General features: G+C 68.1%; 13 protein-coding genes. 1 reads left to right on the forward strand and 12 read right to left on the reverse strand.

Translation table 11 applies throughout. From position 1 onward, the window contains the following. Positions 1-709: 709 nt before the first annotated feature. The 11 genes from ACH4NX_RS36890 to ACH4NX_RS36940 all read right to left on the reverse strand — a co-directional run bounded on the left by ACH4NX_RS36890 (position 710) and on the right by ACH4NX_RS36940 (position 11,964). Entirely contained in the window at positions 710-1,261 is a 552-nt protein-coding gene (locus ACH4NX_RS36890) for a hypothetical protein (protein WP_398130263.1), read from the reverse strand. Beyond that, entirely contained in the window at positions 1,258-1,602 is a 345-nt protein-coding gene (locus ACH4NX_RS36895) for a hypothetical protein (RefSeq protein WP_361016545.1), read from the reverse strand. Before ACH4NX_RS36895 ends, ACH4NX_RS36890 begins: the two co-directional genes overlap by 4 nt. 430 nt (positions 1,603-2,032) lie before the next feature. Next, the gene (locus tag ACH4NX_RS36900; RefSeq protein WP_398130262.1) at positions 2,033-2,911 is read right to left on the reverse strand and encodes a hypothetical protein; all 879 of its coding nucleotides are present in this window, start codon (positions 2,909-2,911) and stop codon (positions 2,033-2,035) included. 15 nt (positions 2,912-2,926) lie between these two features. Continuing rightward, entirely contained in the window at positions 2,927-4,153 is a 1,227-nt protein-coding gene (locus ACH4NX_RS36905) for a peptidase M23 (protein WP_361016551.1), read from the reverse strand. Then, on the reverse strand, positions 4,153-4,923 hold the full coding sequence (locus tag ACH4NX_RS36910) for a hypothetical protein (protein ID WP_398130261.1): 771 nt from the start codon (positions 4,921-4,923) through the stop codon (positions 4,153-4,155). Before ACH4NX_RS36910 ends, ACH4NX_RS36905 begins: the two co-directional genes overlap by 1 nt. Before the next feature lie 5 nt (positions 4,924-4,928). After that, positions 4,929-7,004, reverse strand: coding sequence for a hypothetical protein (locus ACH4NX_RS36915; protein ID WP_398130260.1), 2,076 nt, complete (start codon positions 7,002-7,004; stop codon positions 4,929-4,931). A 2-nt stretch (positions 7,005-7,006) separates the two neighbouring features. Next, positions 7,007-7,633, reverse strand: a complete 627-nt coding sequence (locus ACH4NX_RS36920) for a hypothetical protein (protein ID WP_398130259.1) — start codon at positions 7,631-7,633, stop codon at positions 7,007-7,009. Positions 7,634-7,637: 4 nt separating this feature from the next. Then, a complete protein-coding gene (locus tag ACH4NX_RS36925; RefSeq protein WP_398130258.1) occupies positions 7,638-10,181 on the reverse strand; it encodes an ATP-binding protein in 2,544 nt (847 codons plus the stop codon). Next, on the reverse strand, positions 10,178-10,774 hold the full coding sequence (locus ACH4NX_RS36930; protein WP_398153385.1) for a hypothetical protein: 597 nt from the start codon (positions 10,772-10,774) through the stop codon (positions 10,178-10,180). Before ACH4NX_RS36930 ends, ACH4NX_RS36925 begins: the two co-directional genes overlap by 4 nt. Next, the gene (locus ACH4NX_RS36935; RefSeq protein ID WP_361016569.1) at positions 10,747-11,007 is read right to left on the reverse strand and encodes a hypothetical protein; all 261 of its coding nucleotides are present in this window, start codon (positions 11,005-11,007) and stop codon (positions 10,747-10,749) included. Before ACH4NX_RS36935 ends, ACH4NX_RS36930 begins: the two co-directional genes overlap by 28 nt. An 84-nt stretch (positions 11,008-11,091) precedes the next feature. Then, positions 11,092-11,964, reverse strand: a complete 873-nt coding sequence (locus tag ACH4NX_RS36940; protein WP_361016572.1) for a conjugal transfer protein — start codon at positions 11,962-11,964, stop codon at positions 11,092-11,094. Between the two features lie 235 nt (positions 11,965-12,199). On the opposite strand from ACH4NX_RS36940, the gene ACH4NX_RS36945 reads away from it, so the two are divergent. After that, entirely contained in the window at positions 12,200-12,856 is a 657-nt protein-coding gene (locus ACH4NX_RS36945) for a helix-turn-helix domain-containing protein (protein ID WP_398153386.1), read from the forward strand. Between the two features lie 421 nt (positions 12,857-13,277). On the opposite strand, the gene ACH4NX_RS36950 is transcribed toward ACH4NX_RS36945, so the two are convergent. After that, positions 13,278-15,590, reverse strand: coding sequence for a type IV secretory system conjugative DNA transfer family protein (locus tag ACH4NX_RS36950; RefSeq protein WP_398130255.1), 2,313 nt, complete (start codon positions 15,588-15,590; stop codon positions 13,278-13,280). Positions 15,591-15,738 lie beyond the last annotated feature (148 nt).

Genomic DNA, 15,738 nt, shown 5'->3' on the forward strand with positions numbered 1-15,738 from the left:
CCCGCGCGCGGGTCCGTAGGCGGCTTCGCCGCCTACAACCAGGGATCGGCTTCGCCGATCCCTGGACGGCGTTTCACGCCGTCGACGGCTCCGCTTCGCGGAGCGAAGCCCCCGTTTCACGGGGGCCGTGGGGGTTGCTCTGGCCGCTTCGCGGCCTCTGACCTGGGTATTTGCCGCTTCGCGGCTATGCTGGCTAGGAGGGGAGGGGGTGACCCCGTCGGTTCCGTTTCCCTCGAACGCGTTTTCCATTTCCCTTATACCTCGATTCTCTTTTCTTTAACGCTCCTCACCATAGGGGCTCTCAATTTCTTTGTCAAGCGTGGTGGTCGCCTCTTTATGACGGTCCCTTTCATGGCCATTTCGGGGCTTTATCGAAATACCTCAACCGACACTTATCAAACGGCCGAAGGCCGTTTTCCTTTGCCCCGCAGGGGCGGGCCCCGGCGCGAAGCGCCTTAAAGGGGCCCACCGCTTTAGCGGCGGCCCGATAGGGCCGTTTCTTTTCCGCCCCGTGGCCGAAGGCCACTTAGGGGGGCGGGTTTCCTTGAAGTCCCGCGAAGCGGGACCAGGCCGCCCGTGGCCGAAGGCCACATAAAGGCGGCCCAGCCCGTAGGGCTGTCGATTGGCCGCGCATTTGGGCATAGAGAAAGGGTGGCGATTCACGCGCCACCCTTTCTCTTGCCTAGTCTTTACCTCTAGGCCGTGCCGGTTACTCCGTCATGCCGTAGGCCGCGATTGCGACGCGAACCTTCTCAGCGTCGAGGCATCCGGGGTGCCGGAAGGTCGAGGGCGGGTTTCCGTTGCGTCCCCGCAGGTGGGACCAGTAGCGGGGGCCCTGCCATCCGCAGAGCTGGCACCGCAAGAACCACGGGTTATCAGCGCCGGGGTAGCCGCCGAGCGGGGTCCAGAGGAATTCCGCGAGCCCTGCCATGGCCTTGTGCGCTGCCTCGTTGTTGCGGGGCGTGGCGGGCATTCGAGGGTGGAGGAGTGGAACGGGGCCGACGAATTCACGGGGCGTGGGGAGATCGCTCTCTTCCTGCGGGGTGAGCTGTCGCAGGTCGTACATTGCGACGAGGTACGCGGCGGCAAGGTCCTTCCTGTTTCCCTTACCGATGCGGATTTCGTCGGAGAGCCCCACCGGGGCGGCGTACCATGCGCCGTGCCACCGGTAAATGCGGCCGATGTGCTGTCCGTCGATTCGGACGGGGTATCGGCATTCCTGGTCGGGAGTGCCGAGCTGATAGCGGGTTCCGTTGGTCACTTGTTGTTCTCCATTTCGGGGATGCGAAGACCGGCGTTCATGGCGTCGAGGACGTCGGCGGTGGCCCACTCAAACGCATTGAGAATGCTCGGCTCCCAGTAGGAATCGAGGGGCTCGCTGAGGTAGTCGTCGAGGTGCTCGTGAAGCGTCTTGCGGGCCTCCACCGGGTCCGCAATTACGTTGAGGATCCCGTTCTCGTCGACGACCCAGACCCGGCAACCGTCGAGGTCAATGTCTCGCCGGTCGAGAATGTCGCCGCATTCGAAGCAGCCGAACAATCCGTCGGGGCGAATGTAGTAGGCCGAGATACCGCCGCACTGCGGGCAGGTAATTGGGGTCACGGAAGTAAGCGCCTTTCGTGTCGTGCTTCCGGGGCGTGACCCAGGAGGCCGCACGGCGCGGCGCGTGCTTGTCGGCCCGGTGCGCGCCGAAGGCGCAGGGCCGACAACCCTTTGCCGGTGAACGCGCCGAAGGCGCCCGGCAAAGGGCGGTCCGCGAAGCGGACCGAATCGCCGGTGAACGCGCCCGGAGGGCGCCCGGCGATTCGCCCGGAGGGCCCGCTAGGGCCCGTAGGGCGGTGCGCGGCGTGCCGTGTGGCACCCTGGGCCACGCCCCGGAAGAAAAGGCCCGTCAGGGCCTCTTGAGGGCCTGTGCTGCGCCCGGCGGCGCCTGGCTGTGGCCCCCTGCTGCGCCCTGTCCTGGAACAGGCGAGACCCCCCTCCCTGTGTGTCGGGAGGGGGGTCTCTCGGGGTTCTCGGTGGTGGTGCCCTGCTACGCCGCTGCGCCCCGTTCGAGGAGGCGGATCATCGCTCGTGAGCGGTCGGCGTTGTCGGGGTCGGTGACGAGGAGGGCGAGCACCGGCTCGGCCGTCTCGCGCGCGAAGTCGGCGTCATCCCTGGCGAGCTGGTGCCATACCGCATGCGCGTTGCGGATCAGGCGTTTGGTGTCCTCCTCGGGCGCCTTGGCCTCCTGTCGGCGTTGTGCCGTCTGGACGAGGAGCTCCGTCGTCTCGGCCCACTCCTCGGACGCCTCGACTTGGCGCAGCGTCAGCCATGCCCGGGTGGTCATGACCTGGACGGTGACCGGCGCGAGGGGCCCGTACGCGCCCATGAGGGCGGTTTCGAGCTGGGCCGCGGCGGCGGTGGCCTCGGGGAGCCTGCCGGCGGTTTCGTGGGCGACGATCTCGGCCCACAGGGGCCCGTGCTGCTCTGGTACGCGGGCGGTCCATTCCGGGGCAACCTCACGCATGGCAGCGGCGGCCTGGGCGGCGTGCTCCTGGGCGTGGTTCGCCTGCGCGCCGGCTGCTGCTGCGGGTGCGGTCGTGGGGGCCGTAAGGGGCGCTTGTGCGGGCACCCGGGCGGGTGCTGGTGGTGGTGTGGGGTGCGGGTGGTCGAGCGTCGTCACGGTGCCGTCTACGGCCACGATCAGGGGCCAGGTCGACCCGTCGGCCTCCTTGGCGTTGACGCGGACGGGACGGCCCATAAAGGCGGCCTTGATCCGTACCTCGGCGAGGGCTTCGACGCGGGCCCTGTCGGGGTCGGCGCCCGGCTCGGTGACCTTCTCGCCGTCGACTGCGGCGGCCCCGTTCGAGCTGACGGTAATGGTGTAGATCGGCGTTGCAGGAATCTGGTCGGGGTCGGTGATGGTCACTGTTCTTTCTCCGATCTATCCGCCCTTGGGGAAATATGGCGGTGCCCATCCGACATACGTTGATCCCCATTTTGTTTCAATGTCCGTCGCCGGGACGACGTCAATATAGCCAGGGCGGCGAATGTCGTTGCTTGCGATTTTCCCGTCTCCGAGATACACGGCAACGTGACCCGCTCGGCCCCCTGTTTCCCAGTACATCAGGGCGCCCGGCGGGGGGTTCCTGTCCTTGTCGTGCTTCATGCTGGCCGGCATCTCGCGGTAGTGGTCGATGGCGTACGGCACCCCGGAGAAGTTCCAGCCGTACGCCCTGGCAACGAACGCGAGGCACGCGCGATACCAGTCCTTACCGCCGGTCTCTGCTTCCTGCTCGGCCCACGCGATGGCCTCCTCGGTGCTGCGGGGGTTCTTGACGTCCCCGGGCCACGGGGCGTCACCGTCGTGGAAGGGCTCGCCGGGCTTGCCGGGGCGGTCGGCGGCTCCTTCGGGGTAGCACTCGGCGTCGGTGTCGGGCTCGTCGGCCTGGTCCTCGTTCCCCGTGCCGGTGCCGCCCTCCTGTCCCCCGTTCTCGTAGGGCGCCCCCGGTTTGCCTTCCCGTTCCAGGTTGATGCCGGCCTCTTTGGCGATCTGCCGGGCGGCGTCTTCCTGCCCGTCGTAGAGCGTCGGGTGGGCGGAGTGTTGGACCGCTTGGGCTGCCTGCCCGAGGCCCATCGACTCCCATCCCTTGACGTCCGTCAGGCCGTGGATGCCGACGCTTGAGTGAACGTCGCCTCCGTAGAAGAACATGCCGGCGGCGTACTCGGGGCGCGTGATCTGCTGCGCTGTCCCCCAGCCCTGTGAGGGGCGCTGTTGGAACAGTCCGAGAGAGTCGAGGTGGCCGTGCTTGAGGTTGATGAGCGTCGACTCCTGAAGGGCGGTCATCAAGCCGACGAGCGTGGCTCTGCCTGACAGGCCCTCGGAGGCGGCCACCTTGTCAATGATCTTCGCGTTCTCTATCTGCTGTGTTCTGATCTTGCCGGTTCCCGGCTCCTGGGGTTCCGCGTCGCCCTCGTCGCCGTAGTCCACATTGGGCGTGCCCCGGTCTCCGCAGGAGTCGGCAAGAGCCTTGCCTCCGATGCCGGCGCCGAAGATGCCGACCACGAACAGGAAGATCACGAACGCCACGGACGCTATCGCGGTCGCTTTGATCTTGAGGCCCCGGCCGCCGAGTTTCCCCAGGGCGCGGGCGGCGTCGCGTGCGTCCACTACAGCCCCAGGATTCGGGAGACGCGCCAGCCGTCACCGTCTCCGTTGGTCAACTCGACCTGTAGAACCGTGGTTTCGCTGTAGTCCTCGTATCCCTCGACGTCGACCTTCGCCGTGGTCTTGCGCCATACGCGGATCGGGGTATCAACGGGCAGATCGGTTCCGGCGGGCTCGACCTTGACCGTGTGCACGGTGGAGACTCCGCCTCGGCTCACGAGCTTGGCCCATTGCTTGTCGGTGTGGGCGGCGAGGTTTTCAACCAGGCTGGGGGTCATGTATGGCTCGGCCCGCAGAACGGATGCCGTGTGCTCGCCGTCCTTGGGCGGGTTGCGGGTGAGGTAGAGGCGTACGGCCTCCTCGGCGACGTGGTCCGGGTCGTCGAGGTTGACGGCCGCGGACGAGCTGGGCGACGCCGAGGGCGTGCTCGGGGCGGTCGTGGGCGGCGGTTGCTGGCCGTCGGGGGTGGGGCTCGCCGTGGCGGTGGCGCGAGGGTTCTTGTCGTCGTGGTCCTGGGGCCACAGGTAGCGGGCCCCGAAGCCGAGGCCCAGGATCACCGCAACGATGATCAGGGCCCCGGCGGGGCGGATCGGGTCCCGGCGGCGTTCCTCGCGGACCCACTCTTTCGTGGTGCGGCGGACCTCCTCGCGGTGGGCGGACTTGGCCGCCCGGCGGGCGCGGCGGCCCTTGGTCTTCCTCACCTCCTCCGGGTACTGCATCGAGGCGAGGAGCTCGCGCCACTCTTCCGGCGTGGGTTCTGTCTTCTTCGCCATGGGGCCTACCCCCCTTGTCCTGTGCGGTTCCTGGGCGCCGGAACTGTGTTGCGGCGTGCCGGCGCGATGGCACGGGGCGGCGGTTGTGTGCTGCCCGTCGGGCGTCGGGGCGTAGTCGGACGCGGCGGCCCGTTGGGCGTGCTGCGGATGACGGTTCCCTGAATGATCTTGGGCTCGCCGGGGGCGGCCGGGGGCGGCGCCTGCCGAAATGCGTAGTTGGGCGCGGCGCCAGTCTCCGGCCGCATGACCGGTGTCCCGGCCGACGTGCCAGCCGGGCGGCTCGTCGAGTCCCCGGTCGTCGTGGCGCCGTTACTCCCGCTGGGCAGGGTCGGGCGCGGCCGGGACGGCTGCGGGGGCAGGGTGTTGCGGGCCTTGCCCGTGACGTCGGGCCGGTCGCGGTCGAGGGTGATTACCGGGCCGCCGGATGCTGCCGCGGCTCCGGTGCCGGCGGGCAGTGCCGGACGCGCTCCGCCACCGCCCGAGGGGGCCGGTAGCGGCCGGGGTGGCGGTGCTGGGGGTCGGTGGCGCGGCACGCGAGTGAGGACGACGTCGAGGTCATCGGTCGCGCCGCCTCCGCCGCCTCCGGGGAGCTGCGGCCGGTCGTCACCGCCTCCGCCTCCCCCGCCTCCGCCGCCTCCTCCTCGACGGCGCGGGCCGCGGGGGACCGTGCGCACCGGCTGGTGGTCGAAGTCGTCGGGGCCGCGTCGGCGTCGGCGGCCGTTGTTGTTGTTGCCGTTGAGCATCTTCGCGGCGAGGACTCCGCCGAGCATGCCGGTTGTGGTGCCGCGGACTCCGAAGATTTGGGCGACGACAGCGCGGAAGTTCATCCCCACGATGGCGGCGGCGATGGACAGACCGATGGTGGGGAGCCATCCGTATTGGCCGAACATCTGCGTTGTGGCGGTCTGCAAGCTGAGGACGGCGCCGAGCACCATCGTTGCGATGAGGCTTTCGAGGGTGCGGGCGAGGAGCTGATCGAACCAGGCGAGGCCCCATTGCCGGGGGCGTCCGGGGATGACCCACAGGCAAGCGAAGATGACGCCGGTCAGTAGGAGCATGAGGGCGCCGAGGAGGCTCGCCAACGAGGTGAAGGCGAGGACGAGGACCAGGGCGGCGAAGAGGATCACGGCCACGAGGGACGGGACCGTAATCATGATCCGGCCTACGGGGCTGTGTCCCTCGATCCAGTTCCCGGAGTCCTCTCCGACCGTCTCTTCGGTGACGTGCTCCTGTAGCCATTCCTTGCGCTTCTCTTTGGAAGCGCCTTGGTCTAGGAGGTCTTTCCCGTACTTCTCGCAGGCTTCGAAGCTCCCGAATTCGGCGACGCACCACGGCGTGGCGACGTAAGCACGCCATACGGAGTCGCTCGACTTGCGGAGCGAATCGTCCCGCCCGTCCCCGGTGAATTTGGGTTCGTGGTCGAGCTTGAACGGGAAGTCGCCGGACCCGTCGCCCAGGCCCGCTGACGTCGCGTTCATGGTGACGTTGGCGCCGACCGTGCGGGCGGTGTCGATACCGCCGACCCAGGCCGCTGGGCTCGTGAGGAGGGAGAGTGACACCACTCCGGAGATCAGCACCCATGCGATTTGCGACAGGCCCCCGCCTCCGCCGCCTCGCTTGTGCTGGACGAAGGCGACCAGGCCGCCGACGGCGAGCGCGCTCGGGAGGAGTGTCGCGGTGAGGCCCTCGGCCGCTCCGCCGATGCTCTTGGTGATCGCTTCCTCAAGCGGCGGGATGGACGTCAGTTGGAAAAGCCACTGCGTTATCACCACGCACGACGTGCCAATGACGGCAATCAATCCCATGCACAGGTCTGCGATTGCCTCGGCCATCGGGTCGAGGATGTCCCACTTGCCGTAGTCGGAATCGAGCTGCCACAGCGTGGGATTGCTGTACGTCTCGTAGAGGGTGCCCTCCCCCTCGGGCACCTTGCTGTCTGGCGTCGGCATGAGGTCGCCGACGCCGACGGGGTCGATATCCGCGGCGTGTGCCTGTCCGGCAAGCACCATCAGTGTGGTGAAGGCGAACAGGAAGGGAATGGCCACGGTCCGCAGCCGCGGCAAGTTGTAGTAGACGAGCACCCTTATCCCCCAGTCAGGGCGGCGCGGACCGGTGACCCGTGGCCCATGTCGCCGTCTTGTACTTCCTCGTGCTGGTCGACGACCCAGGCGCCGCCTTCGCGGACCAGGCGCAGCGCGTGACGTGTGGTGAAGGCGTCTTTGTCGGGCCACTGCACGGTGTAGGTGACCAGCACTCCGTACCCGGCCGGGTGGGTGCCGACCGCGGGAACCTCGACGACGTCCGAGGGGGTGACGGGGCCGGTGTCGGCCCGCTCGGGTCCGCTGGGCGTGCTGGACGCGATGGGCTCGGGTGTCGAGCCGTCGGCGTAGGTGGGCGGCTCGAACGTCGGCGAGGGGCTGCTCGGCTCCTCGGCGGCCGGGGTGTCCGGCGTGTTCCGCTCGACGCATTCCTCGACCGTGCCGCCGCGGAGCCGGGAGGAGCTCAGGCCGCAAGAGGTACGCCAGTCAACGGAGTTGGCGGCTTCCTGGTAGCTCTTGGCCACCTTGAGGAGGGCGTCGTCTTCGGGTGCCTGCTGTCCGCCGCCGGTCCCCTTGTCCTTGGTGCCCTCGTCGTCGCTCGACGAGGAGCACCCGGCAGCGGCGAGGATGCCGGCGGCCACGAGGGCGGCGGCCGTGGTCTTCCGCATCATTGCGTCACACCTTTTCCATGGTCAGGCGGGAGCCGTCGCCGTTGTCGGCGGCCTTCGGTGAGGTGTCCAGGAGCTTGAGGAGCTCCTCGCTCGGTACGTCCCACTGCACGGTGGCGCAGGAGAAACGGCGGTCCCTGATCACGCAGTGACCGTGTCGGATCTCCCCATCGGGCAGAAGGCCGACGGACTGAATCAGGGCCCGGGTGTGGGCGTCCTTGGGCAGGCTGAGGAGCTCGGCCAAGGCGTCCTGCTGTTCCCGCGTCGTGAGCTGGAAACCGGCCACCGTCGTGAGCTGTTCGAGGACGCCGACCATCGAGACGAGCGACTCGGGGTCCTGCGTGTCCAGGAGGAGCGACGTCGCCAGGGCGCGGCCCACTCGGCTGATGTACTGAAGGAAGCTGGAGCCCTCCCGCGTCGCGGTGAGGACGTGGACCTCTGGGACGGCAACGACCTTGCGCAGGCCGCGCAGGTCTCGACGCCCGGCCGTGGTGATGCCGAAGGCCAGCATCGAATGCATGAGGGCCACGGAAAGGCGCTTCATGGGGGTCCAGTCGCGGCGGGCTTCCTCGGGCTGCGGCAGGGACAGGCCCGGCATCTGCACGACCCAGATTCCCGGCTCGGGAACGATGGGCGGGGCGCCGCCGGTCGGGCGTCCCATGAACGGGGCGCCCAACGAGTTCTGCGACAGCTCGTATAGGGCTTCGCCTGCCTTGCGGCCGAGCTCGTCATCCATCGTCCGAAGGTGTTCGATCACCTTCCAGGTGGCGGGTTCGCCAGCGGCGATGACCTCGTTCACCGCGCGGGTGATCGGCGTCTCGGCGCCTGCCTCGCGCAGCCAATCGGGGATGGCGATGGAGAGCTGCGCCGGCACTTCACCGCGGGCGACGTCGACCCCGTCCCCGGCCAGGAGCGTGAACAGGTCGCAGGCCCCGGCGAAGTCTCGGCCCGTCTCGACGAGGTGAGCGTTCAGGCCGAATCGGCGGGCAGCCGTCACAAGGCCGCCAAGGTCGCCCTTGAAGTCGAGCGCGAGGGCGTACGAGCCGCGGAAACCGGCGTCGAGGAGACTCAGCATCATGGCCGTGGTCTTGCCTCGGCCGGACCTGCCGACGAACGCCGTTGTCGTCGCATCTCCCCTGTCCGATCCCGCCGTCACGTCGTTGCGGAACACGCCGGGCGTCGAGCCGGTGAGGTAGCCGACGATGGGGCCGCGGTCGTCGCCGACCTTGGCACCTCCCCACCACCAGGAGCCGGACAGAGCGGTGACGTCCCGCACGTGGCCGAGGTCGGGGACCCGCAGTTGGTCGCCCGGCTGCATTTCGAGCCACAGCTCGCGCTGTTCCTCCTCGCCTACGCTGACCTCGATCCCGAGGCCGCCATAGTGCGTGATCACGGCGTCGACACGGGCCCGCAGGTCGTCGAGGGAGGTCTCGCTCGTCACGATCAGCCGCGGGTGGTCCTCGACGAGGGTCACGTCCTCACGCCGCATGTCGCGGGTGAGCTCGGCCATGACGTCCTCTGTCTCCTCGATGTCCCGGCCGGGGTCCTCGGCGGACCCTCGCGCGGCGCTGCGGCGCTGTTCCTTGGCCAACCGGCGGGCCTCGTCCACCTTCTTGAGAGCGTCGCGCTTGGGCATGACGCGGTACCTGACGGACGCCTCGGGACTCACGGGCTGGATGAGGGCGCCGGGGTCGAGGTCGAGGTCGTCCTCGGTCGCCTCGGGCACATAGTTGATTTCGGAGAGGACTCTCAACCACTCGCCGTTTCCGGGGCTCTCCATCTGCTCGGGGAAGCCCGACATGGTCAGCACCGACACCCAGGCCGTCACGTCGCCGTGGGCGTCGACCACCCGCAGGTGGTCGGGGTGGGGCAGGATGCGGCCCCGGGTCAGGGCGGCGAGCTTGGCCCCGGCGATGACGCCGGCATGGGGGGCCGGGATCGGCGTTCCGCGGTGCTGCTCGCGGCTGATCATCCATGCGAGCATCTCGACGCTTGCCGGCTGTGCCTTCCAGGGGGAGGACTCCAGGCGTCGACCGAGGCGGCGCATCTGGGCGTCGAGCCGGGCGAGCTCGCGGGAACCCACGGTCGAGGAGCTCAGACCGAGGCCCCCCTCGACACCGCGGCGGCCGAGTTTCTGCGCCTGTCCGGCACGCTCGGTCAGGCGGACGCCGAGCAACAGGTGACGCGAGGGCAGGGAGATTTGTTCAAGGCGGCCGACGCGGATCTGTGCCCACTCCTGCCACCCCCCGGCGGTGAAGAGTTCCGCGGCCTCGGCCTCGTAGTCGGCGGCGTGCAGAGGGGACCACAGCACGCGCAGGTGGCAGTCATGCCCGGCGAGGGTGCGGGCGAGAGCGGAGTTCGCGGCGTCGAGTTCGCCGTCGCGGGCCGCTTCGCTCATCAGGTCGGTGTTCGAGGACGCGAGGACGTACCACGCCTCTGTGTGGCTGTCGGTCACGACGAGGCCGTCAGCCAGTGCGACGTACTGGGGAGGCAGCGCGGAGCGGTCACCGCCCACGCCGAGGAACTGCCCCAACCGCTGTAGCACCTTCACGACGTTTCCCCCATGTGCTGCTTGATTGCCTTGCGGCCGTACGCCTTGCCGACGGCATCGGGGCCGTACAGGCGGGGGCGTGCGGCGAGTTTGATCGGGGCGCCGGCACCGGCCGGGGCGGACTCGTCGGCGCCGAGCCACCGCTCGATGGACGGGCCGATCGGCGACTCGGCGAGGATCTCGACCTTGGCGGACCAGCGGGCACGGCGGCTGAGCCACTCGCTACGGCTGGCTGCTCGCCGTCCGGCGCAGATGATCGGCCGGTGGCCGAGGACGAGGTACCTGGTGCCGATGCTCCACCGGGTGATGTTCCAGCGCCGTTCGGTGGTCCGTGACCGCTGTGTGCCGTAGACGGCGGTGATCAGCGGAGGCAGGAAGTAGGCCGTGAATGTGATCTTTCCCGGGAGGCCGAACAGGAGCAACAGGGGGCCGGTCCACAGGACGTAGAGCGAGAGGCCCAGGACCAGGGCGCGGCGCGGAGCGCCCTCGCCGAGATCGAGGCCGAGGAGCTCGTGTTGCCGGGTCTCAAGGTCGAAATGCTGTGTGTAGGTGTGGCCCACGCGCATCAGGCAGTCCCCGAGACCGTGTTCCACACGCCTTTGAGGACCTCTTGGACGGAGGCGGGCACCCACACCAGGGCGCCGACGAAGACGGCAGCCACGAACAGGGTGACCATCTCGCCCCACTCCTTCTTGACCCAGCATCCGAACGCGCGGATGGCCAGGAAGGCGGCGAACAGGTTCCCCACAAAAATCAGAATCCAGTCTTTGAGCTCCGCCCCGGTGGTGAGTGGCGCGGCGAGCTCGACGAGGCGGGACGGTTCCACGGGTTCCCCCTTGTACGTGAAATGGCAGGTTATGCAGGGCTTATGACGAATGCTCACGATTTATGAGCTGGGGACATTCGCAGGTCAGGCGGACCCGCCGCGGACGTCGTCGACCTGCCAACGGCTTGCATCCGACGTCGACACGCGGGTGATGGTCACGCGGTAGACCTGCTCGACCTTGGCGCCGCCGAGGGTCCAAACCACGCGGGCGGTACCGGTGCGGTCCGTGCCGCTCCCGACGTCGGCGGACCAGGAGCCGAGGCCGCCGTATTCGACGCCGTCCGGCAGCGCCGGCACCTTGGCACCCGGGGCCGTGACGGCGTCGGTGTCCCCCTTGGCGTAGGCGGCAAAGAACTTGTCGACGGCGCTCTCGGTGGCGGCGCTGAGTTCCGCGTCCGTCTCTGTGGTGGGCAGCTCGGGAGCCTTGGGGCCGCTGGCCGGGATGCCGACGAGGCCGGGTTGACCGGTGACGACGACTCGGCCGGACGTCTCCACGACTGGCACGTCGAGTCCGACCCATCGGGCGGGCTCGTCGGCCGGGGTGGTCTTCTTCCCCTTGGCGGTTTCCGTCTCGGCGGCCTCGGGCCTGATCAGCACCTCGACCCGTACGCGCGCCTGATCGTTCTTGGTCTTGATGACGGCGCCCGGCTGCACGGCGAGCACGTTCTGACGGCCGTGCCCGTCCCATCCCATGGTGGTGTCGGCTCCCGCCGGCAGGGCCGACGCGAGGAGCTGCTCGCGGTCCTCGGGCGTCTCCTCGTCCCATGCGAGGTAGGCGCGGGCGAACCGCGCGGCGACGGCCTGCGCCTCCTCGTTGGGGTAGGTGGCCTCGGTCGTCACCTTGGGCGCTTCGGGGGCGGGCGCTTCCGTGGGGAAGAACCAGGAGCGCACTCCGGTGACGGCCGCCAGGACGAACACGAACCAGATCAGGCCGCGACCGAAGCGGCGCGCGAACACGGCGCCGGATCTTTCGTCCTGGGGAGTCCACGGGGTGGCCCGGCTCGTCGTCGAGGCAGGCCGGGCCGCGCCGGTCCGAGGGGAGGACGGCGCAGTCTGCTGCCGCAGCTCCGCCCCCGCGCTCTCCCAGGGGTTCACCGGCCGCGGCGCCTCCCCCTGATGCGGGACACCCGCCGCCGGTTCCTTGGCCGACCTGTCCCGGCTTGGTTCCGGTAGGCCCATGATTTTCCGGCCGATGGTTCCGAGCGACACCACTCCCAGCAACCTCCCCCGCGACGAAGCCCACTTGGGCCACTTGTGGTCACATGCTGATCGACCATATGCCGGGGTCGATCACAGCGTCAAAGAAGTTGGTAACCCTCCGTGTGCGTTGTGGCTTGGCCGTTACGTGGGTGCGAGCGGCGGTGATCCACGGCCGCTAGAGTGCCGCCCCACACGGCCGAACGAGACGGGGGCAAGAGGGGTGCGGATACGCCGTGAACGGTTGCGGCATCTGCGCGGGATGCGCGGGCTAACGCAGAGTCAATTGGCCGCCATTCTGGAGTGTTCCAGGGGAGCGGTATCCACCTGGGAAAGCACGGGGCGGCTTCCTCGACCGAAGCGGTTGCAGCAACTCGCGTGCGTTCTCGGGGTTCCTGTTCTCGAATTGATCGAGGAGGGCGATTCGAGTTCTCTGCGCTCCATGCGCATCGGGGCGGGTCTACTGCAACAGGACGTGGCACATCTACTCAAGGTCACGAAATCGACGTACTGCCATGTCGAGCGAGGGCGGCAGAATGTACCGTCCCGGTGGCTCCCGATCCTTTCGGTGACCTTTGGCGTTTCCGTGGACCTCCTTCAATCCTTAGAGTCTCGTGACTCCGCTGAGCAGAAAGGCGAGGGCGCCGAGTGAACTCTCGGGCGCCCTCGCCGATTCTTTTCAGCACCTATCGCGACCCCTCACAGAAGGCTCGCCACTCCTCGGCGCACCGTCGTTGGATTTGGTCGACACATGCCCCGGCACCGGCATACAGAATGACACCGCGCGGGTCCGGCGCCTCACGGATTGATACTGCGAGGAAGAGACTCGCGGAACTGTCCGCGATATCGCCGATTAGCCGATTCGCCTTGTCGTTTCCGACGGGAGGAATCGACCATCTCATGTGCCATCCGTTGCCCACGAGGACGGGGCGACTCTCGCGTATTCGGTGGACGTATAAGCCCGGATACCGCCATGGACGAAGTCGACGGAGACGAACGCGCCTCCTTCTCCTGTGAGGTCAGACCCTCCCTTTGGCAAGTACTCGCGGGCAATCTCTTTCCGCGTGTCAAGGTCAGGCACTAGGAGCCCCTTCGGTTTTCTTGTCATCCTCGACCGTCTTACGGGGCGTCGTGGTGTTGTTCTTCTCCTGCCATGCCTGCCAAGCCTCCAGCCACGCCCTGAGCTCCTCCTCGCTGTAGAACGAGGTCTGCCCGTCGCTAATGCCCTCCGGGGGCTTGATCCCGCGCTTTTCGCCACGCTTGAAATAGGTCCGGATTGTGCTCGGCTTGTACGGGATGATGCCGCGCTCGAACGCCACGGCAAGGCTGTACGTCTCGACGACTTCCTCGGCCTGGCCCTGGTCCTGGCCGTTGGCCTGGGCAGGCACGAGCGCGGCGCCGGCCCCTGTCGCGTCCCCTGTCGCGTCCCCTGTCGTCAGGAGTGCTGTCGTCTGCTTTGAGCTGGGCGAACCCCCCAGGGCCCCCCTCGCTGCGGCGGAGCCGACAGGCGGCAGTGCCGGGGGCCCGTACTTGCCGCCGGGGAGGAAGTTGCCCGTCGCCGCGGTTGCGTTGACCTCCCCCAGGACATCAGGCGTGATCCACGGCGCCATGGCGCCGGCATCGAACCATGCCGGGGCCGGGGCGCATTGCGAAAGCAGTCTCGCCACGTCGGGTGTGATGTAGCTCGGCTGAATCTCCCGGACGTACAGGTAATCGGCATCGGGGTCCTTCCTCTTATCCGAGTAGGCCCCCCTTCCCTTAATGCCTGCGTCGAAGCCAAGAACAGGGGTGCTCTGGCCGAACGCCACGCCCCAGGAAACTCGGTCTTGCTGGCCTACGGCAATCCTCGTTCCGATCTGGGCGCGCTCCATGGTGCCACCGAAAAAAGCGTTGGCGAACTGCTGCGTTCCCACGACAACACGATGGTTCGAGGAGCGACCTTGCAGGAGGATGATCGAGAGCCAGTCAAGGAAAGGAGGCGTCCCCTTTCCCTTGAGTCCGTATCGCCACCATGTATATGCGAGCTTGATCAAAGTCGGCAGCTCGTCGATGACGAGCGTGCGCGGGACGAGCTGAGCCCGTAGGGCGGGGTCCTCCCCTTTTTGCATTGCTGCTTCCGCCGCCATCATCGACGTGAGGAATTCTGCAAATGCAGCGATGCACTCCCTGACGGTCTTATGGATGCGAACACCCGAGAACCCTTCAGCCTCGGCGAGACTGTTCCTCTTGGTGTCGAGGACGTCGATCAGCTCACCATTCTGACGGCCATGGACAACGGGAATGTAGAGGACTGTCGACTTACCCGATCCGGTATCACCGGCCACGCCCCAGTGCGGTGTATCGCTTTGCGTCTGAATGACGGCGTCGGTAATCGCGTCTCCCTCAATCGCGAGACCGACGAATACACGGCGCGGGTCTCCCGTCGACTTCCACGGGACGTAGTCGGGAAGTACGGGCTTCGCTGCGGGCTTCGGCTTGGGTGTCCATTGGACGTAGTGCTCTTTCCCGGTGCGCTCCCACTGGGGAACCCATTCGCCGGGAACCCGCTCCTCGATGACTCGCTCGATTGCGGCGACGGCTTCGGGACCACCGATCCAACTCGCCGGAATCCGTAGCACGATTCGTGCGTCATTCGCGCGAAAGCTGTCCGGGACGGAAAGCCAACGTGCGCGCGGTTCGGTGTCCTCCATACGAAGGATCTGACGCACTGCCACCCACACACCAGGGCCATAGATTTGTCTATCTGTCCACACAGGTCGGACGCGCCACCATCCGAGTCCGGCCGGACTGGTGAGGGCTGAAATCAGGACGGCCGCCCCGATTGCGATAAGCGCGAGTTCCGTCTCGGCAGGGAATCGCCACCACCCCCACGCCAAGGGAACCGGCGCCAAACGGACCATGGAGCGGGCGGCGCGCGGCCAGCGGTGCCAGACACGCAGGACGCGCCACAGGCCCGCGAGGGCGCCGAGTAGGACGCGCACGGGCGTCGTCAGGACGCGGACGACGGACCGGCGGGACGGCGGGCTGCCCGCCGAACTCTTGTCGAGGGACACCGCGGCCGTGACGTTCGGCTGCGCGCCGAGCTGCTCGACGGGCGTCTCGGTGGCCTTGTCGTCCGGCAGGGGTGCGCCCGCCCTCCACCATGTGGCTTCGCTGCGGGGCGGGCCGACGAGCTCGCGCCCGCTGATGTAACGGCCGATGCCGGCGGCGGCGTTGCCGAGGAATTGCTCGATGCTCCGGTTGAACTTCTCGCGGTCCGCCGGGGTGCCCTGGTTGGCGAGCACCGCAACGACGATCATCCCGGCCAGTAGGCCGCCCCCGCCGAGGCCGAGCGCACCGCCGGGCAGGCCGTCGATGATGTCCCTCGGGTCCTGTAGGGCTAGCACGTCTCCCCCCTTTCTGTCCCGCACGCCCGGCCGGGGCGTGCCCTAGTGATCCTCGCGCATGGCCACACCGGGAAGCCGTGAGGTTTCGGCGAGCACAACGCGCCCGGTCCCTCGGGGGGCCGGGCGCGCGGGATCTCGGTAGTCAGTG

Source organism: Streptomyces sp. NPDC017225, assembly GCF_044331465.1.
In the GTDB taxonomy this organism is placed as follows: Bacteria; Actinomycetota; Actinomycetes; order Streptomycetales; family Streptomycetaceae; genus Streptomyces.

Bases quoted from the DNA above. Each gene is read 5' to 3' on its own strand.
- ACH4NX_RS36910 (WP_398130261.1), bottom strand. From the start codon at position 4,923: ATGGCGAAGAAGACAGAACCCACGCCGGAAGAGTGGCGCGAGCTCCTC.
- ACH4NX_RS36945 (WP_398153386.1), top strand. From the start codon at position 12,200: ATGGTTCCGAGCGACACCACTCCCAGCAACCTCCCCCGCGACGAAGCC.
- ACH4NX_RS36920 (WP_398130259.1), bottom strand. From the start codon at position 7,633: ATGATGCGGAAGACCACGGCCGCCGCCCTCGTGGCCGCCGGCATCCTC.